The organism is Hespellia stercorisuis DSM 15480, assembly GCF_900142165.1.
GTDB classification, from domain to species: domain Bacteria; phylum Bacillota; class Clostridia; order Lachnospirales; family Lachnospiraceae; genus Hespellia; species Hespellia stercorisuis.
The window spans coordinates 1-17,689 of sequence record NZ_FQZY01000078.1 but is presented as its reverse complement, the minus strand read 5'-3'; the positions used below and the strand labels follow the sequence as shown (position 1 = coordinate 17,689).

Here is a 17,689-nt window from a genome sequence, read left to right as displayed (position 1 = left end):
CATTTCTCTCATTGTATGCTGTCCGCAGATATTTTTGAGAATCGCCATATACCCAAGATCAGTCTGCGAATACGTGATGTAACTTGAATCTCTTGGATCGTTCATTTCCGAGATCCATTGTTGTAAATAATGAAAGAAATGATTTGCAACCATCATAAAATCAACTATTCCACGGTCCTGTTTCTTTCGTTCACGTTTTTCTTTCTTTGTCATTCGTAAAAACCTCCTGTGCGAAAAATTTGTTACTTATATTTTACCGCACAAGAGGTACTCCTGCTTAGATTCTGGTTATTTTATTGCGAAAAGTTTTTATTCCTCAACGCTGTTTTAGTGAAATGTGATGATAAATTATTTCTATAACGCCTTAAAACTTGTGCGGTTTGCACAAATTATAAGGTGTTATTTTTTAGATAAGCGTGCTTATAGTATGGATAATGCACAAGAAAAATCATATTTTGAGCAGATTTAAATTACTTTTTCTGGTACTTTTCATTCTCATTGTACCGGACAATACGATAATCCTTTCTGCCGTTCTCTTTCACCTCATAGAGATTATAATCCGCCGCCTTCAGCATCCCCGATACCAGCCATCCGGTAAGGTCATCGGTCTCGTAGTAGCTGCACCCGAGAGAAATGCTGATATCTATCTGCTGTTTGCTGAATTTCTGACCTGCAATTTTCTCAAATAGAAAGTCCAGCTGTTTCCGGATCAACTCCGTGTTGTCAACCCAGAGACCAATTACAAATTCCTCTCCGCCGAAACGAATGACACGCGTCCTCCCAAACACCTCCGTCAGGAGCAGTCCCATCTCCATCAGAACCTCATCCTTCACCTCGTGTCCGAAAGTATCATTAACCTTTTTAAAGAAGTCAATATCCGCAATCATCAGCGCGAAGAACGGTTCATTTTCCCGGCTATTGTTCATTCGTTTAATAAACTGGTTATTATAATAGCTTCTGTTATATAAAGCGGTCAAGGAGTCCGTATAGATTTTATCGTATTGGAGTTTCTTGTATTTAAAATATAAAAAGACGAACAGGGCCAGGAGGGTAAGCGTAGACACCAGCAGCAATATTCCCATCGCCCACATGGCACCGTTTCGATACTGGTTATAGTCATGGGTTCGCAGCTCTACTCCAACCGCACCGATATACGTCCCTTCCTCGGAATACAGCGGCGAATATCCGCAGATGTGATCGCCCCACTCACTGGCATTGAACGTATAGGAGGGCGCTTCGCCCAAAATCACCGCATCCTCTTTTATATAGTAGGAATAGCGTTCCAACTCATCCTGATGATCCTCCTCGTTCTGATTCTCCGGGTCCACGTTCACATCGAGAAGCCACATGATATCCAGATTCGTACCGATTTTCGCATTAAAACGGTCTTTGTTCTCCTCCGTAATCTTGTATTTCACCTCATCGGGATCCAAATGCACCATAACGTAAGCATAGTCCACCTTGCTGGCAAAGCTGTCGTTGTCCATCATATTATACAGTGCCTCATTCTCGGCAGAATGCTGCATTTCTTCATAGGAGTACGACTTCAGCGTCTCCACTTCTTCATCCGTCAAATGAATATTGGATGCGGTGAGCACGGCAAAATTTTCCGCAGCACTCCCCTCTGAGTCAAGATACCCTTTTTCAATGTACTTGTTACTCTGATAAAATGTAAATACGGAGATTCCCAAAAAGACAAGAAGTAGCAGGAATCCGAGATAGATAAGACTGCGCTCTTTTTTCATATGATCGTTCTCGCTTTCACTGATAAAGGTTGGACGGTTCTAAATGATTACAATAATTGCACTAATTTTAAAGCTTTATAACAAAATTGACAACCAATAATGTGAAAATCGGCAAATTGATGTCAAAATTAACAGCCATACTCCTTTTTTACAGGTGCTGCACAGTTCTAACAATATAAACAAAAAACGGCTGTCCGGAAGTTGTTCCCCTATACCGGGGATTCTTCCAGACGCCGTTTTACCATCCTGTAATTTATCTTTTTCTCTATCATCATTATCCGACGTTCAGCTGTTCCAGCATATCCGGTGTAAAAAACGCTCCGAGGTTCACCGTCAGTGTCTCCTTCGGATTCACCAGTCTCCGGATCTGATCCGCTGTCTTGTCAAACTCATCTTTGTCCTGTGTAAGCTGGAACAGTCTTGCTGTATTTTCCGCATCGGCCAGCGCACAGTGCTCGCGCCCCTCAAAAAGAATCCCGGCTCCGTTGACCGCATTGTCAAGGGAAATAGCCTGGCGCACACCAAGCATCTGCCCGAATTTTTTCTGAAAGTCCACCCAGTTCTTATAGAGGTGCTCCAGCCTCATATTACTGTACTTCTTCTGCTCACTCTCCCGCTGCAGCTGGGTGATATCCATATTACTCCAGGAATACACCTTCGCGCAGTCTTCGCCGACCCACTCCAGAAATTCGTCCATCACTGCCTCATATGTATCTGCCCCAGAGACCATCTCGTTGGTGATCCCGGTCAGATCTGTAATAAACTCGTTGATCTCCCCATACTTTGGCCGCACCATCCGATCAAATCTGCTGATGATCTCATGTTCTTTATTTAACATGACGGCGCCAACTTCTATCACCTCATGCTGGGAAATCTTCCGTTGTCGTTTGTATGCTGTACTTGTCTCGCAAAATTCCAAGTCTATGAAAATTCGTCTCATCGATCTGCCTTCCAATCTATTCGTCTTCATCAGCTTTTTCTACTTGTACAAGTTTACACCATACCTCCCCTTTCTGTAAAGTGGGATGTATTCTTTTCTCCGGCTTTCTCTATTTACGATTGCCGTTCACATGGTATGCTCACAGTGATCGTTCATCAATCATCCCGCACAAAAAAGCACATAATTAAAAATGCCGGTCGGAACAGTAACTGTCTGTTCTGACCGGCATCTCCGGATAGTTCTTCTTACTTTATTAATAAGCTCTAAGCCTCCACTGCGCTCTCGCCCTCTGCCGCTTCTTCTGTCTCCGCTGCAGCCGCATGTTTCTGATGCTCTGCGATGTGAACCACCGAGGTATCCATCGGTGTGAGAATTTCAATATCTTTGTTGGCAGCAACTTCCAGATCTTTTACCAGAAGATTCGTTCCCACCGGAATCTTTTCGATATCAATTTCAACCTTTTCAATCAGCGCGGATGGCAGCGCTTTATAGGAAAGTTCTGACAGGTTATGGGTCAGAAATCCGGTTGTCTTGTCTTCATTTACCAAAATAATCGGTGCTGTACTTGTAACTTTCTCATCTGCGACAAGTGCCTGAAAATCCACACTCAAATACTGATGTGTCGTCGGATCAAAATCCGTGTCCTTCAAGAGGACGTCTATGCTCTGTCCGTCTACTTCCAGCATTGTCTGGCTCCCTTTGCTGTGGTCTTTCATAAAACGTGTCGCATCAACTGCGGATATCTGAATCGGAATGTTATCTTTCATCTCTCTGCCATATACGACCCCGATGACCATACCCTGGCGTCTGAGTGCCTTTGCCTTTTTACTCAAATCTCTTTTTTCTGCTTTTAATGTTGTCATAATATACCTCTTTCCGCGCATAAAAATAAAGCGCCTGTCTTGTGGTTTTATAACGTTGGGGGTGTGGATTGAATTGTTGAGTGCTAAGATATGTGCCCTGAAACGGCAGGATAAGTTGGCATTGCAATGAATGCGCCTCGTAACGATATGCTCCTATTATAGCACTCTGCCTGAAAATTGCAAATGTAACTCGTTATTTCACACTATTTTCAGATATCGCCGTTACTTTTCACAGATAAATCTGTTTCAGTAACGTCGCCGGTCCATTTTTAAATCATCTTCGATGATTGGACCGGCTCATGGTTATATTTTCTTGATTGACGCATAGCTTGACAGCAGGTGTCAAGCTTGCGTGCGAACAGTAACATATTACCCCTTATTTTGTATTTGCTTAAGACATGGTTGGTGTTATAATTTAACTATTATCAGTAAAGCATAGCTGTAAAACAGTCTCAATCCACAAAAATCCGCTTTACTGAACAAATGAAAATGGAGGATTCAAAATGAAAGTATATTGTTACCCCAAATGCACCACCTGCAAAAAAGCGTTAGCCTGGCTCGACGCCCAGGGCATTGCATATGACCTGTACGACATCAAAGAGCAGAACCCCTCTGCTGATGATCTGAAATCATGGCACCAGATGAGCGGCCTGCCACTGAAAAAATTCTTTAATACCAGCGGTATGAAGTACAAGGAGCTGGCGCTCAAAGACAAGCTCCCGGAAATGAACGAGGAAGAGCAGTACGCACTTCTCGGAACAGACGGAATGTTGGTGAAGCGTCCGCTCGTGATTGGTGACGACTTCGTTCTCACTGGCTTTCGACAGAAAGAATGGGAAGAAAAGCTATGAGAATCGTCATCTCTCCTGCCCAAAAAATGAACACTGACACCGACTCATTTCCCTGCCGCAATCTGCCGGAGTTTCTTGAGGAAACGCAGGAACTTCTTTCCTACATGATGACGTGGGATTACGAGCAGGCAAAAAGCATCTGGAAATGAAGCAGTTCGACCGGCTGGATTTCAGATTTGATGCAGATCGTTCTGAAAAAGATCACTTTATATTTGTAAAAGCTCTTTAAAAACATATTTCATGATGCACACCGTCTTGTGAAAAGTATTTGTCACCGCAAGGCAATTTCAGTAACCAAAAAAAATCAAAAACCATCAAATCAAAAAGGAGAAATGAGCATGAACTTACAGGAAGCAATGGAAAACATAAGAAGTATCAGAAAGTATAAGCATCAGGCGGTAAACGAACAGGATATCCGCGCAATTATCGAGGCTGCCATCCTCGCTCCATCATGGAAGAATGCGCAGGAGCCAAGATATCGTATTATCCGGTCTCCGGAGATGCTTCAGAAGGTCCGGGAGACGCTCCCCGCTTTTAACCAGAAGAATGTACAGGATGCGCCGGTTCTCATCGTCACCAGCATCGTCAAGAACCGCGCCGGTTTTGACCGGAACGGGACACCTGACAACGAGCTCGGCAACGGATGGGGATATTATGACTGCGGGCTCAGCAGCATGAATCTGTTGCTGAAAGCACAGGAGCTCGGGCTCTCCACGCTTGTTATGGGAATCCGCGATGCCGATATGCTGCAGGAGATTCTGCAGATTCCGGCGGAAGAAGCTGTGGTCAGCGTGATTGGTCTTGGCTACGGAGATATCGAACCGGACATGCCAAAACGCAAGACGGTTGATGAGGTTTCCCTGTTTTATTAATTCGCAGGCTCCATCCGTCTCTAACCAGTACGTCGGCTACTTTCCGCTTGTGCCACGCACCAGCTCCAGAATCCCCTGCAATTCCTCTTCGTCCATCTTTGTATACTCCGCCAGTTCTTTGACAGTCGGCTCGCGGTCGAGTTCTCCCGTGAGCTGGTTCTTCGCCTCAGACACCAGCGCGGCCTTGCCCAAAACCGTGTGATTTCCATCTTCCTCCAGTCCACTCTCCGCAATATAGGACCACATCGCCTCTTCAACCGCATCGGATATCTCTTTCTGGAAATCTGTGGTTTCTTCACATCCCAGAAGTTCCTCGAGCTTTAAAAACAGGCCGATGTTCCCCTCCTGGATCACATCCTCCAGACTCACCTTTGCAGTTGCTCTTTTCTCTGCGAGTTCCAGCACACGCGGCAGCCAGCAGTCGGACAGCAGCTTCACAACGACTTCCTCCCCGGCGATCAGCCGTGCGTAGAGGGCGTTCTCCTCCTGCTCCGTGTACTTCGGAAGGGATTCAATTTCTTCCAGATACATCTGAAGAATCTGTGAGTTTCCAACCTCTTCATATCCGTTATCTGATTCTGTCAGATCACTTGCGGCCGGATCTTCCCGGGGCTGCTCATAATATGCAATTACCATCTCTTCCTGCTCCCGGGTCAGCTCCATCTCCTTAAAGTAACCCAGTATTTCCTCCCGTTCCATCGGCTCGGATGTAGTTTTCATTACCTCCGCAACTAACTGGAGGGTCTCCGTAAATTTCACTCTGTCTAACATAATCTCTCCTCTATCTGGCATTTTCACAGGACTCCTGAGCAAAGCGGGCATTCAGCAAATCCAGCTTGCCGCCTCCTCATCTTTCCATTTATCTCCTCAATATTCTGCTCATAGTATAACATATCCTCTTCTTTTTGTATTGAAAAAAGAGAAAGCACACGCTTTCTCTTCCTGAGGTATCATGGCGATTCCCATGATCATGACTTTTTCATTCTGATCTCTATGCTCGTTTTTCAGATGCTTCTTTTGAAGCGACGTATGGAGCGATTGCATCCATAATCTCATCTGTTTCTTCTTCGATTTGCAGGTCAAGTACCCGTGACAGGTCAAGGCTCAATATTCCAAGGATAGATTTTCCATCTATCACACGTCTTTCCGTCATCAAATCGAAATTAGTTTTGAACTGTGCAACGATTTTCACAAAATCACTTGCGGCTTCAATCGAATCAAACTTAATCTTTACAGTCTTCATAATTCCGGTCCTTTCTGTCATCTCTTTATGCTAATCGGAGCACACCGCAGCTGAGAATGCTCCGGGTTTGGCTCCGTCGACCATCATATCAGATTCCTGCCAATTAATCAATCCTTTTTATCGTCAGATCCTTTTTCCACTTTTCTGGGGCAGCACGAAGATAAAGATCAGTGAACTGACCAGCAGCATTCCCGGGTAAAAAAGATTCGGAATAATCTCAAATGCCGAGACTTCAAACCCCAGCTCATTTGCCGCAGAGATTGCCACCAGCATCTGTGCTCCGTAAGGAATAATCCCCTGGAAAATGCAGGAAAATGTATCCAGAAGTGACGCCGCTTTCCTCGGGCTGATATCGTATTCCTTCGCCATCTCCCGCGCGATGGGATTGGCCATCACAATCGCCACTGTGTTATTGGCCGTCGCGATATCCATGGTTCCTACCAGTAGCCCCATGCCAAGCTGTCCGCCTCTTTTTCCCTTAAACACTCTGTGAATTGCCGATAAAAGCGCATCAAAGCCACCGTACTCGCGAATCAGCGCACACATCGCAGCCACCAGGATCGCTACCATACAGGTCTCAAACATTCCTGTCACACCGGAACCCATACTGCCCAACAGATCTACCGGTGCAGTATAGCCGCCGGCGAGCATGATTACAGAACCGGACACGATTCCGATCAGCAGTACCAGAAAAACATTGACTCCGGCAATTCCCCCGGCCAGAACCAGAAGGTACGGGATGACCTGTACCAGATTATAAGCACTGCTCACGCTGCCGTTTAACTCTGTCCGAAACGACAGAACAAGTATCAGCACCAATGTGGCAACTGCCGCCGGAAACGCAATCCAGAAGTTCTCACGGAATTTATCCTTCATCGCACACCCCTGTCCATTGCAGGCCGCAATCGTGGTATCCGATATAAAGGACAGGTTGTCCCCAAACATAGCTCCGCCCATAACCGATGCAATGCACAGCGGCAGACTGAAGCCCGATGCCTGTGCAACCGCAACCGCGATCGGTGTGATCAGTGTAATCGTCCCGACCGAGGTACCCATGGCCGTCGATACAAAGCATGCCACCACATAGAGTACCGCAACCGCAAACCGCGCTGGAATCAGCGACAGCATAAAGTAGGCCACACTCTCCGCGCTGCTTCTCCCGACAACACCCACGAAGGTTCCCGCCGCCAGAAAGATGAGAAGCATCGTGATAATGTTCTTATCTCCAATCCCCTGCCCCATGATTGTCAGCTTATCATCAAACTGCAGTCCCCGGTTCTGCAAACAGGCTACCAGAATCGCCACCAGAAATGCAATCACGATCGGGATATTATAGAATCCCATCGGGATCTTCATCACATACTCAAACACAATCCCCAATCCCAGATATAGTACAAAAAATACGCCTATCGGCAGAAGTGCTATCGGTTTTCCTTTTTTCATCTTTCCTTCTCCACTCTCTATAGATATAGTTCCTATGTCATGTTCATTTTCTCCGACACAAATGCATAGAATATTTATATTCTAATTTATATTTGTCTATTATACAACAGTACATTTCATTTTTATTCAGAAGCCCTGCCCGCTTCTATGAACATAGTACATTATATCTCCTGCTGTAGCAAAGATGTTTTCCACCAATCTCGCTTCACTTCGAAGCGGGGACATTATTTTTTCTCCACTGCGTCCGTCTCAATTACATAATTCTTCTGTGCTGCTCCGTCTTCCTTTCCTTTGTATTGAATCTCAGCCTCCCGCACGGCCTTCACGCGTCGGATCAGGTTCTGCTGATCCTCGCCTGCAAGCTCCCGGAGCTTTTGGATTCCTTCTTTATCAAATGTCTGCATCCCTGTGTAAAGCGAACTCGTGCCATCCACCAACGCCTGCAGGCCGCTCGTGACCTGACTGTTATTCTCCGCGAGCTGGCCCGCACCGGCCTCCAGCTGCTGCAGCGCCGTCGTAAGTGTATCCACTCCATCGTTCAGCCCTGACATACCGGCAGAAAATCCCGCCAGTACGTTCAGCTGAGTCTCCATGTCTGCCAGCGTCGCCGTCAGACCGGACAGATCCACCGTCAGATCCGGGATATCCATCTCCGGAACCGCTGCCAGCTGAGACTGTGCTTCTGCGATATCTGCCGACGCATCGCCTGCAGCGCCGGTGACTGTGACTGCACTGTAATCTGCCGCATCTCTGACCGCCTGCTTTTCCTCCTCAGTCAGATCCGGATTGGCATCCATCGCTGCCTCCAGCACGCTCTCCGCCTGTTCCTGCGCCTGTTGGGTCGCCGCAAGATCTGCGTTCTCCACCGCGGTCTGTGCATTCTCAAGAGCGCTGGCCGCCCCGTTCAGGGCACTGTCGACCGCCATCTTGTATGCGCCCACATTCTGTGCAAATGTCTGCAGACCTGCAAAGCTTCCCTGCATTTTCTCCATCTCCTGTCCCAGTGCTGCCGCATCTGTCGTCAGCGCGGAGGCTGCCGACGTGACAGAAGACATACTGTCTGCATCCGGCATGGATACCTCTGCCAGGGAGGCATTGATGGTCTGGATCCCGCTGTTCAGCTGATCTACGCCGCCAGTGTAGGCCGTCATTGCTGTCTGGAATGTCTGTATTCCAGACAGCAGCGTTCCCGTTCCGGCAACAAGCTTATCTGAGGCATCCCCCAGTTCATCCATGCTGTCCATCATCTGATCGATGTCATCAAAATCCGTGCTGTCCATCTCGCCAAACCCGACGGGTGACGCCACGCTGGCGGTGAAATCCAGTTCAAACTCAGCTGCATCCGCCGTGATCTCCACGAATCCCGGCAGATCTATGTCCTTCGTTGCATCCAGATTTCCCAGAAGCAGGCTCTCATAGAGTCCCGGAAATGCCATTCCCACCGCAATGCTCTGGTCATCATCCTCCATAACTTTTCCATTAGACACGGACACATTTGAAAATGTATCTGTCGGCAGCATCACCGCCGAGATTACCAGAAACGGAGCCTTAACCGTCACCTGCTGTCCGTCTGCCTCCACCGTCTTCGACACCAGGTTCTCATAGTCGAACCGGATTTTGACCTTCCCGGATTTTCCTGCAATCTCCTCCGGTGTCATCTGCTTTCCCTCCAGATAATAGCTCACCTTCACAGCGACTGGTGCATCCGCATTGGTATCTTCCTCTTTCAGGTTCCCTTCTGCATCTGCATTCAGATAGATCATACCAGAATCCCCGTCCGTCTTTCCCGTGGTCTCCGACACTGCCTTCTCCGCTGTCTTCGCGACCGCCTTCTCCGTTGTTTTCCCGGCAGCTGTTACCTCTTTTGTATCTGCTGTCACACCGGCATCTGCGGTATTCTTTACATCCGCAGTGTCTGCCGCCTGAACGGTCACCGCATTTTCTGCAGTCCGGGATGTGTAATCCCGGATTCCCGCATATGCAGCCGTGCACACGACAAGTGCACCACACACAACTCCTATCGGAATATTTTTATTGTTCTTCATTTCCCCGTCTCCTTCCACCCGCACCAAGTCCACACTTTCACGTGTGTCTATTCCATCTGTACTCACCGTTTATTCTATTTCAAGACTCACTCGCGAGTCTTGGTGCGAGATTCGGTCAGCTTTCCTGACCTCTTCTTCGAATCTCTGCACATTTACTCCACGTTTTTCAAAGCCTCATCCATCGGCACCCGACGGATCTTGCGCACCTCCAGTACCGCCACCACAGCGTAAGCCACGATTCCCAGCCCAAACATCTTCACAAATACCGCCCTGTTTATGTAGAACTCAATCCATCCGCTGATGCTCTCCATCATCATTACCCGGTAGATGACCTTTATCAATTCGTAATCAATCGCCATGCTCAGCAGGAGAAAAATCACCACCATGATCGAAGTCGACAGGATATAAAGCCGGCAAATCTCGCCATTCCCGTACCCCAGGATCTTTACCATGGAAATCGACTGCCCGTTCTTCTCAATCACAATCTTGGACAGCAGATAGATCAGCACCAGAAAAATTAAAATGGCGAATCCATCCACCAGATACATCATGCTCCCCATGGAGACATCCAGCTGGCGCGACACCTTAGTCAGTGCATCCAGGTCTACTACGGAACCAATGTATTTCTCATTGATATCCGTAATCTCAGTATCGGAAAAATATCCGCTGAAATAATCGTCATCCAGATCAAACGTCTTATTTAACCGCTGCTGATTCATAAACAGAGACAACGATCCCATATAATCGTAGACACCCGTAATGGTAAATGTATATTCACCGCCCTTGTACTTTTCCTTAAGCGTGATCTTGTCTCCGGCACCCAGCCGGTATTTATCTGCATATCCCTTGGAAATATACACCTGGGAGCCGCTCACATCCAGCGGGATATAATGGCTGCCGTCCTCGATTCCGTACAGCAGTATTTCCTCACTGTCGCACGGTCCGTCGGTCGTGTCCAGAGAATAGACACTGAACTTTTCCGCATCCTTATTGTCCGTCTCCACCGACTTGGAAAATTCCAGCATGGAAAGCATACTTCTCAGCTTGCTGTCATCGCTCATGATACTGACCGGAACGCTCAGCATATACTGGTAAGAGCTGAGCATATTCTGCTCAACCTCCTCCTGGTAGTGATCCAGCACTACCGGCAGCGCCAGCCCGAAGAGCAGCAGCAGATTTGCAAATGTGATTCCAACCAGCAGTATGGCATAATTGCTCATGTTCTGGAGGATGATCCGCATCCGGAATCTGGCAAAAAACGGGCATCGCACACTCAGTCTGACCGCATGTTTTTGTTTTCTTCTGCTCAAATCCCGCCGGATAAATTTGAGTGGCGAAAGCTTCATCTTGTAATTCAGTATCAGCAGGTTGATCAAAAGCATCATGAAAAATGGGACAACCGTAGTTTTCAGAAACGCCTCGCCGCTCCAGATCGTCTCATATTTTGTCAGGCTGTAGCTTCCGTAATACATCCCGCAGACCACATTTTTCATCATCGTGTAGCCCAGCACATTTCCCAGCAGGGCACCGGTCGCAGTGACGATCAGAGGCAGCGACAGGTAATGGCGCACCAACTCCGCTCTGGTGTAACCGGACGCCCGCAGCGTCCCGATGGTGTTGGCCTCCTTCGAGATGGTGTTGCTGATCGTGATTCCGAACACGAACGCCAGAATCCCGATAATCATGTAGAGCAGCACCGTCATCATCGCCTTGTCACTTCCCATGTCCTCCCCGGTGAATTTGATGGCCTGATTCTGATACTGCGGGACAAAGCTCTCCAGCGTCACGGTCTTTCCCATGGCCTTCATCAGATCTTCCGCCCGGTTATTCTCCTCCTGCTCATCCGCGGGCTTTGCGTCATAGGTCCAGGCATACCGATACCGCAGTGTCTTTCTGCTAAATGTATTAAACTCGTCATCCGTCACCACCGCCACACCAAACTTTACCGCGTCAAACATAGTGTCATTGTTGTTGGAAAACAGACAGCTGTAGTCGGACAGCGCCACAAGGCCGGTCACCTTCCACTCTCTGTCATCGCTCTTTAAGGTGTCGCCTACCTCGATCTCGTTGTTTTCCGCATACATGCGGTCGACCGCGATCTCGCCGGTCTTTTTGGGAAATTCCCCCTCCATCAGGCACACGCGATCCACATCCTCCCGGTTCCGGTAAATGCGGAGTGTGCTGTTGTTTGTCAGAGCCTCTTCTTTAAAGTAATTTTCATAGACTGTAATGCCATTTTCTTCGATGGCAGACTTCTCCTCCGCTGTCATCTCGGATTTGACATCAAAATATCCGTCTTCTATATTATATTTTTCAAAGCTTTCGTCGTAGATGGTCCGCATGCTGCCGTCCGCTACCAGAAACCCGGATACAAATCCAATGGTGGCGACAAGCAGCAAAAAAATCACAGCATACTTTCCCGCCTCGTCTCTGAGCTCCCGCAAGAGCCTTTTGCGTAAAGGATTCTTCATGATCCGCTCCTCCTACCAGTCCAGCTCTTGTGCCGGAATCTTGTCTTCGTTGTGATAGTTTTTCCGAATCATTCCATCTTTCAGATGCACTACCTGATCCGCCATGTGCTTGATCGCATCGTTGTGCGTGACCATGACAATGGTGTTGCCATACTTCTGGTTGACCGTCTCGATCAGCTTCAGAATCTCCTTGGAAGTATTGTAATCCAGCGCCCCCGTGGGCCGCATCTGGAAGGATGAGGAGCTGCGCAGGGTTGCTGATGTCTGCAGGCGAAACGGTGTGATTATATTTGCAGATGAGATCCACGGTGATCTGACTCGCAGAGGACAGGAATTTCATCCGATTCTGACACTGGCCGATCCGGAAAATATTATTGCGGCCACAGCAGTCAATAAGACCTTTAATCTGGCGGGGCTTCACGCGACCAATCTGGTGATTCAGAATCCAGAACTGCGAAAGCGGATCGAATTGTCACTGCCCTTTATTCTTCCGTCTCCATTTACCATCGCGGCTACGATTGCCGCCTATGATGAGGGCGAGGAGTGGCTGGAGCAGCTGATTGATTATCTGGACGGAAATATTGATTTTGTAATAGAGTCTCTGAGAGAGAAGATGCCGAAGGCGAAGTGCCGGAGACCGGAGGGGACGTATATTCTGTGGATCGATCTGCGGGATTACGAGATGACGCCGGAGGAGATACATCACCGCATTTATGACGAAGCCGGAGTGATACTGGAGGGCGGGGAGATGTTCTGCGAAAATCTGGGAAAAGGATTTGAGCGGATCTGTGTTCCGTCACCGCGCTCGGTGCTGAAGGAGGCCATTGACCGGATGGCTGCGGCGATGAACCGATAGGCGGCGGATGAACCGATACGCTGCGGCGAAGGAACCGGTAGCTTGTGGCGGATAGATAGGCAGTCTGCGGCGGCTAGATGGGCAGGCTGCAGGGATGAGCGCGGAAATTATGACTGTATAAAGAGATAAGGACAAAGAAAAATGAAGCAGAAAAATAAAAATCTGGGAGCGCGGGTCGTCATGTCATTAGTAGGGCTGATACTCTGTGGAGTGGGCGTCTCGCTGTTTCTCTACACGGGAATGGGCGTAGACCCTGCCAGCGTGTTCGAGCTGGGAATCGGAAATGTGACAGGCATATCCTACGGAAGTGCGGCAGCGCTCCTGAATGTGGTGATATTGTTTATTGTATTTCTTGTGGATCGCCGTTACATCAATATTTCCTCGTTCCTTGCAATTTTCGGGATTGGATACACGGCAGATTTCGTGCGGAGTATACTGGACATCTGCATCAGGCGGGAGCCAGTGCTGATCGTGAAACTTCTGATGCTTGTGGCAGGTCTGTTTATCATGGCAGTGGGAATCGCGGTGTACATTTTCGCGGATCTCGGTGTCGGGGCAATCGATCTGGTGTCGGAGATCATCAGTGACAAATCCGGGTTTGCGTACCAGAAGGTGCGGGTGATCGGTGATGTCAGTTTTGTGGTGATCGGTTATGTACTCGGAGGAACGGTGGGAGTCGGAACTGTGCTGGCGGCATTTATGACAGGACCGGCGGTGCAGCTGGTGCGGCCGGGAGTGTATAGGCTGCTGAAGAGATTTGTAGAATAGAAGAGCAAAAAAGGAGGAGGCAGACTATGAAAAAGATAATTCTGGACATTGATTCGGCGGGGGATGACATCCTGGCATTGTTGTATGCGGCACTGAATGAAGAGGCAGAACTGCTGGGGGTCACCACGGTGCTGGGAGCCAGCGGCAGCCTGCAGCAGGCAACCTGGGTAGCCTTGAATACGGTTGCGCTGACAGGGAAAAACATTCCGGTATATGCGGGGGCTGGGGAGCCCATCGGAGTCAGCCAGAGCGATGGCGACCCGGTGAACTTTGACGAAGAACTGCGGTGGAAGTTCGGTGAGCGGCTGGATAAGTTCAACGAACCGGCAGAGAAACCAGATCAGAAGCCGGAGAATATACACGCCGTGGATTATATCATCGACATGTGCCGCCGTTTCCCGGATGAGATCACGCTGGTGACGACAGGCCCTCTGACCAACATTGCGCTGGCACTGGAAAAGGCGCCGGAGATCGCGGCGCTTGCGAAAGAAATTTATGTGCTGGGAGGATGCTTTTCCATTCATGGAAACATCACGCCGGTGGTGGAGTACAATATATTTGCGGACCCGGAAGCGGCAAAGGCTGTGTTCCACTCCGCGTTTGACATTACCCTGATACCGTTGGATGTGTGCGAGAACAACCGCTATGCGGACGGGATGATGACGAGAGACCATCTGGCGGATATGCGGCACGGTGGAGGCGGGAACGTGGCAGATTATATCATTGAAAAATTTCCAATATATATAGACATCTGGCGGGAATATTTTCAACTGGGAGGTTTCCCCATGGACGATGTGATCACGGTGGCGGCAGCCATTGACGAGACCTACTGCACCTACACAGACAAAGTATTTGTGGATGTAGAGACAAGCGGGACGCTGACGCGTGGGCAGACCATCGCATTTACGGGAATGCAGATTAATAAATACGCGATGAGAGAACATAAGAACTGCAGGATTGCAAGGACGCTGAACGGCAAGCCGTTTATGGATAATTTTGTGGAAACGATTATAAAGAAAAAATAGCGTGGGCAGGGCAATTGAGCAATTGGGGACGTAGCAAAGTGTCACTTTGCTACGTCCCCAGTTATTTTTTTAACAAACTATAGTTTCTGCTCCTTTTTATAATGCATGAAATGCGGGGACCATATTCTGATAAGTGCACAGCGAGGTGAATCCCAGAGTTTTCAGCTCATCCATTGTCTCCCGGATATAAGCTGCGAGATGCGACGGCTCATGTGTATCACTTCCGATGGTCACGATAGTGCCTCCAAGTTCCCGATACAGCCTCAAAATTTCACGCGACGGCGTCAGATCGCTCAGTCCGTAACGGTGGCAGGAGGTGTTGACCTCGATACCTTTTCCGTCGGCGATGACCTGCTTGAGAATTTCGATGACAAGGTCCGCCACTTTCTCAAACGGATAAATACCCGCCTGGTCGTAACGCGTAATCATATCCAGATGTCCGAGTACACTGTAATCCTTATACCGGCGGATCACCTGAAGAATCTCTTCGTAATATGTCCGGTTATACTCTTCCTGAGTCTTGCCATTTTGAAAATCCTGATTCCAAAACTCTTTGTCCTCCACCTGATGACAGGAAAGAATGATAAAATCAAAAGGGTAAGAAGAAAAAAGTTTCCGGTATTCGGGGATCGTGTGCACCTGCATTCCAAACTCCATTCCCTCGCGGATAACAATTTTTTCGGCATATTTTTTCTGCAGCATTTGAATCTGGGCATGGTATGCGGGATAGTTCACGTTCATGACGGGGAGCGCGGCCCTTTCCTCCGGGTGATAAATGTCCGAGGATCCGGTCCAGTCATCTTTGACCCCGTAATCCACGTGGTCTGTGAGGCAAATTTCCTGAAGCCCTTTGGAAATGGCATCGAGGACCAGCTGCTCCATGGGATAATCGGAATCGTCACTGTAATAGGTGTGTAAATGATAATCTGCGTACATAAAAAAGTTCCTTTCTACTACAATGTATTTATGGTTAATATCCCTTACAACCAGTAAGGAATTATCCATCTTGTTACTTAAGCTGTTAGAATGTAGGTAGCAATGGTATATCGGCTTCCTTTCTTGGACTTCGCGTCCGTAAATAAGACTGATAACCAGCTCCTCATTCGCAGCATTCGTTTTATGCAGGTTGAACTGCCTTTATTGGTTCGTTCGTGTCATCCCACAGTAGATTGAATAGGTAATGAGTAAAACTGGTACTTATCCATTGTAATTAATCTTAAGGAGTAACAAATATATGAACGCAGTAGGTATCGATGTTTCTAAAGGTAAAAGTATGGTTGCAATTCTCCGCCCTTATGGAGAAATTATTTCCACACCGTTTGAAATCAAGCACACTTCCAGTGATATCAATGCACTTGTAGAACAAATCAAGTCTGTTGAAGGTGAATCGCGCATCGTGATGGAACATACGGGACGTTACTATGAAGTCCTTGCTCATCAGTTAGCACAAGCAAATCTTTTTGTCAGTGCTGTTAACCCCAAGTTGATTAAGGACTTTGATAATGATTCACTTCGCAAAGTAAAATCTGACAAAGCAGATGCTGTTAAGATTGCCCGTTATGCTCTTGACAAATGGCAAAACCTTAAACAGTATAGTGTCATGGATGAATTACGCAATCAGCTAAAAACCATGAACCGTCAGTTTGGCTTTTATATGAAGCACAAGACGGCTATGAAGAATAATCTTATCGGCATCCTTGACCAGACCTACCCTGGTGTTAACACCTACTTTGATAGTCCTGCACGTAGTGATGGCAGTCAGAAATGGGTTGATTTTGCATCTACTTACTGGCACGTTGACTGTGTTCGTAAAATGTCATTAATTGCATTTACTGACCATTATCAGAAATGGTGCAAACGAAACAAGTACAACTTCAGCCAAGCCAAAGCTGAGGAAATTTATGGAACTGCTAAGGAGCTTGTTCCTGTACTTCCAAAGGATGAAGTAACTAAGCTTATTATCAAACAAGCTGTCGACCAGCTTAACAGTGCATCAGCAACAGTGGAAAGTCTTCGCTCTCTTATGAATGAAACTGCAGCTAAACTTCCAGAATACCCAATCGTTATGGAGATGAAAGGTGTTGGTCCGTCACTGGGCCCGCAGCTTATCGCCGAAATCGGTGATGTGACTCGCTTTCATAGTAAAGGTGCATTAACTGCATTTGCTGGCGTTGATCCCGGTGTAAATGAATCTGGAACCTATGCACAGAAAAGTGTTCCAACCTCAAAAAGAGGTTCTGCAGACCTGCGAAAAACTCTTTTTCAGGTAATGGATGCCCTTATCAAAACCATGCCTCAGGATGACCCTGTTTATATGTTTCTTGATAAGAAGCGTGCTCAGGGGAAGCCCTACTATGTCTACATGACAGCTGGTGCGAATAAATTTCTTCGCATCTACTATGGTCGAGTGAACGAATATCTTTCAACTCTTCCAGAATCAAACTAATCCAAAACTCTCATTTTTTGACCAGCACGATGTGGTGGTCTTATTTTGATGCCTACTTTTCAACCTGTATAAAATTTTCAATGTTCTTTCAATTTAGCCTTGACTTTTTATTTGCAGGCTT

General features: G+C 47.6%; 17 protein-coding genes and 1 pseudogene. 7 read left to right on the top strand and 11 right to left on the bottom strand.

Features of this window, described 5'->3' with window-relative positions:
* From BUB85_RS17920 to BUB85_RS17905, 4 genes are all read right to left on the bottom strand, one after another.
* A partial coding sequence (locus tag BUB85_RS17920) for a transposase family protein (RefSeq protein WP_143160673.1) occupies positions 1 to 213 on the bottom strand: 213 nt, incomplete at its 3' end.
* A 257-nt stretch (positions 214 to 470) separates the two neighbouring features.
* Positions 471 to 1,745, bottom strand: coding sequence for a GGDEF domain-containing protein (locus BUB85_RS17915; RefSeq protein ID WP_073112918.1), 1,275 nt, complete (start codon positions 1,743 to 1,745; stop codon positions 471 to 473).
* 274 nt (positions 1,746 to 2,019) lie between these two features.
* Positions 2,020 to 2,685 (bottom strand): 3'-5' exonuclease, encoded by a 666-nt coding sequence (locus BUB85_RS17910; RefSeq protein ID WP_073112917.1) that lies wholly within the window; start codon positions 2,683 to 2,685, stop codon positions 2,020 to 2,022.
* Between the two features lie 263 nt (positions 2,686 to 2,948).
* The gene (locus BUB85_RS17905; protein WP_073112916.1) at positions 2,949 to 3,548 is read right to left on the bottom strand and encodes a 50S ribosomal protein L25; all 600 of its coding nucleotides are present in this window, start codon (positions 3,546 to 3,548) and stop codon (positions 2,949 to 2,951) included.
* 503 nt (positions 3,549 to 4,051) lie between these two features.
* On the opposite strand from BUB85_RS17905, the gene BUB85_RS17900 reads away from it, so the two are divergent.
* The 3 genes from BUB85_RS17900 (at position 4,052) to BUB85_RS17890 (ending at position 5,271) form a co-directional block, all read left to right on the top strand.
* Positions 4,052 to 4,399: an arsenate reductase family protein gene (locus tag BUB85_RS17900; RefSeq protein WP_073112915.1), complete on the top strand. Its 348-nt coding sequence runs from the start codon at positions 4,052 to 4,054 to the stop codon at positions 4,397 to 4,399.
* Positions 4,396 to 4,548: a peroxide stress protein YaaA gene (gene yaaA / locus BUB85_RS17895; RefSeq protein ID WP_084534119.1), complete on the top strand. Its 153-nt coding sequence runs from the start codon at positions 4,396 to 4,398 to the stop codon at positions 4,546 to 4,548. Before BUB85_RS17900 ends, yaaA begins: the two co-directional genes overlap by 4 nt.
* A 189-nt stretch (positions 4,549 to 4,737) precedes the next feature.
* On the top strand, positions 4,738 to 5,271 hold the full coding sequence (locus BUB85_RS17890; protein ID WP_073112914.1) for a nitroreductase family protein: 534 nt from the start codon (positions 4,738 to 4,740) through the stop codon (positions 5,269 to 5,271).
* Between the two features lie 36 nt (positions 5,272 to 5,307).
* Here BUB85_RS17890 and BUB85_RS17885 read toward each other — a convergent pair whose 3' ends face one another.
* From BUB85_RS17885 to BUB85_RS17860, 6 genes and pseudogenes are all read right to left on the bottom strand, one after another.
* Entirely contained in the window at positions 5,308 to 6,063 is a 756-nt protein-coding gene (locus BUB85_RS17885; protein WP_073112913.1) for a sigma-70 domain-containing protein, read from the bottom strand.
* 199 nt (positions 6,064 to 6,262) lie between these two features.
* Positions 6,263 to 6,514, bottom strand: coding sequence for an HPr family phosphocarrier protein (locus BUB85_RS17880; protein ID WP_073112912.1), 252 nt, complete (start codon positions 6,512 to 6,514; stop codon positions 6,263 to 6,265).
* A 123-nt stretch (positions 6,515 to 6,637) separates the two neighbouring features.
* Complete coding sequence (locus tag BUB85_RS17875; RefSeq protein ID WP_073112911.1) at positions 6,638 to 7,957, bottom strand: Na+/H+ antiporter NhaC family protein; 1,320 nt, start codon at positions 7,955 to 7,957, stop codon at positions 6,638 to 6,640.
* A gap of 224 nt (positions 7,958 to 8,181) precedes the next feature.
* Positions 8,182 to 10,002: a hypothetical protein gene (locus tag BUB85_RS17870; RefSeq protein ID WP_073112910.1), complete on the bottom strand. Its 1,821-nt coding sequence runs from the start codon at positions 10,000 to 10,002 to the stop codon at positions 8,182 to 8,184.
* Positions 10,003 to 10,154: 152 nt separating this feature from the next.
* Positions 10,155 to 12,473: an ABC transporter permease gene (locus tag BUB85_RS17865; RefSeq protein WP_073112909.1), complete on the bottom strand. Its 2,319-nt coding sequence runs from the start codon at positions 12,471 to 12,473 to the stop codon at positions 10,155 to 10,157.
* A gap of 12 nt (positions 12,474 to 12,485) precedes the next feature.
* Positions 12,486 to 12,695: pseudogene (locus BUB85_RS17860) on the bottom strand (ABC transporter ATP-binding protein); the annotation flags it as partial.
* On the opposite strand from BUB85_RS17860, the gene BUB85_RS17855 reads away from it, so the two are divergent.
* The 3 genes from BUB85_RS17855 (at position 12,691) to BUB85_RS17845 (ending at position 15,122) form a co-directional block, all read left to right on the top strand.
* The gene (locus tag BUB85_RS17855) at positions 12,691 to 13,329 is read left to right on the top strand and encodes an aminotransferase class I/II-fold pyridoxal phosphate-dependent enzyme (RefSeq protein ID WP_073112908.1); all 639 of its coding nucleotides are present in this window, start codon (positions 12,691 to 12,693) and stop codon (positions 13,327 to 13,329) included. The pseudogene BUB85_RS17860 and the gene BUB85_RS17855 sit on opposite strands and share 5 nt — an antisense overlap.
* Positions 13,330 to 13,470: 141 nt before the next feature.
* Positions 13,471 to 14,097: a YczE/YyaS/YitT family protein gene (locus tag BUB85_RS17850; RefSeq protein WP_073112907.1), complete on the top strand. Its 627-nt coding sequence runs from the start codon at positions 13,471 to 13,473 to the stop codon at positions 14,095 to 14,097.
* Between the two features lie 26 nt (positions 14,098 to 14,123).
* Positions 14,124 to 15,122 (top strand): nucleoside hydrolase, encoded by a 999-nt coding sequence (locus BUB85_RS17845; protein ID WP_073112906.1) that lies wholly within the window; start codon positions 14,124 to 14,126, stop codon positions 15,120 to 15,122.
* A gap of 96 nt (positions 15,123 to 15,218) precedes the next feature.
* Here the strand turns inward: BUB85_RS17845 and BUB85_RS17840 are convergent, their stop codons facing one another.
* Positions 15,219 to 16,058 carry a histidinol-phosphatase HisJ family protein gene (locus tag BUB85_RS17840; RefSeq protein ID WP_073112905.1) on the bottom strand — a complete coding sequence of 280 codons (840 nt, stop codon included), beginning with the start codon at positions 16,056 to 16,058 and terminating at the stop codon, positions 15,219 to 15,221.
* A 298-nt stretch (positions 16,059 to 16,356) separates the two neighbouring features.
* Between BUB85_RS17840 and BUB85_RS17835 the strand changes: the two genes are divergently transcribed.
* Positions 16,357 to 17,568 carry an IS110 family RNA-guided transposase gene (locus tag BUB85_RS17835; RefSeq protein WP_073112362.1) on the top strand — a complete coding sequence of 404 codons (1,212 nt, stop codon included), beginning with the start codon at positions 16,357 to 16,359 and terminating at the stop codon, positions 17,566 to 17,568.
* The last annotated feature ends 121 nt before the right edge of the window (positions 17,569 to 17,689 follow it).

What these genes read in the sequence shown, in the direction of transcription:
- BUB85_RS17885 (WP_073112913.1), bottom strand. Translation starts at nt 6,063, where the DNA reads ATGCCAGATAGAGGAGAGATTATGTTAGACAGAGTGAAATTTACGGAG.
- BUB85_RS17840 (WP_073112905.1), bottom strand. Translation starts at nt 16,058, where the DNA reads ATGTACGCAGATTATCATTTACACACCTATTACAGTGACGATTCCGAT.
- BUB85_RS17905 (WP_073112916.1), bottom strand. Translation starts at nt 3,548, where the DNA reads ATGACAACATTAAAAGCAGAAAAAAGAGATTTGAGTAAAAAGGCAAAG.
- BUB85_RS17900 (WP_073112915.1), top strand. Translation starts at nt 4,052, where the DNA reads ATGAAAGTATATTGTTACCCCAAATGCACCACCTGCAAAAAAGCGTTA.
- BUB85_RS17880 (WP_073112912.1), bottom strand. Translation starts at nt 6,514, where the DNA reads ATGAAGACTGTAAAGATTAAGTTTGATTCGATTGAAGCCGCAAGTGAT.
- BUB85_RS17915 (WP_073112918.1), bottom strand. Translation starts at nt 1,745, where the DNA reads ATGAAAAAAGAGCGCAGTCTTATCTATCTCGGATTCCTGCTACTTCTT.
- BUB85_RS17870 (WP_073112910.1), bottom strand. Translation starts at nt 10,002, where the DNA reads ATGAAGAACAATAAAAATATTCCGATAGGAGTTGTGTGTGGTGCACTT.
- BUB85_RS17865 (WP_073112909.1), bottom strand. Translation starts at nt 12,473, where the DNA reads ATGAAGAATCCTTTACGCAAAAGGCTCTTGCGGGAGCTCAGAGACGAG.
- BUB85_RS17910 (WP_073112917.1), bottom strand. Translation starts at nt 2,685, where the DNA reads ATGAGACGAATTTTCATAGACTTGGAATTTTGCGAGACAAGTACAGCA.
- BUB85_RS17875 (WP_073112911.1), bottom strand. Translation starts at nt 7,957, where the DNA reads ATGAAAAAAGGAAAACCGATAGCACTTCTGCCGATAGGCGTATTTTTT.
- BUB85_RS17835 (WP_073112362.1), top strand. Translation starts at nt 16,357, where the DNA reads ATGAACGCAGTAGGTATCGATGTTTCTAAAGGTAAAAGTATGGTTGCA.
- BUB85_RS17845 (WP_073112906.1), top strand. Translation starts at nt 14,124, where the DNA reads ATGAAAAAGATAATTCTGGACATTGATTCGGCGGGGGATGACATCCTG.
- BUB85_RS17890 (WP_073112914.1), top strand. Translation starts at nt 4,738, where the DNA reads ATGAACTTACAGGAAGCAATGGAAAACATAAGAAGTATCAGAAAGTAT.
- BUB85_RS17850 (WP_073112907.1), top strand. Translation starts at nt 13,471, where the DNA reads ATGAAGCAGAAAAATAAAAATCTGGGAGCGCGGGTCGTCATGTCATTA.
- yaaA (WP_084534119.1), top strand. Translation starts at nt 4,396, where the DNA reads ATGAGAATCGTCATCTCTCCTGCCCAAAAAATGAACACTGACACCGAC.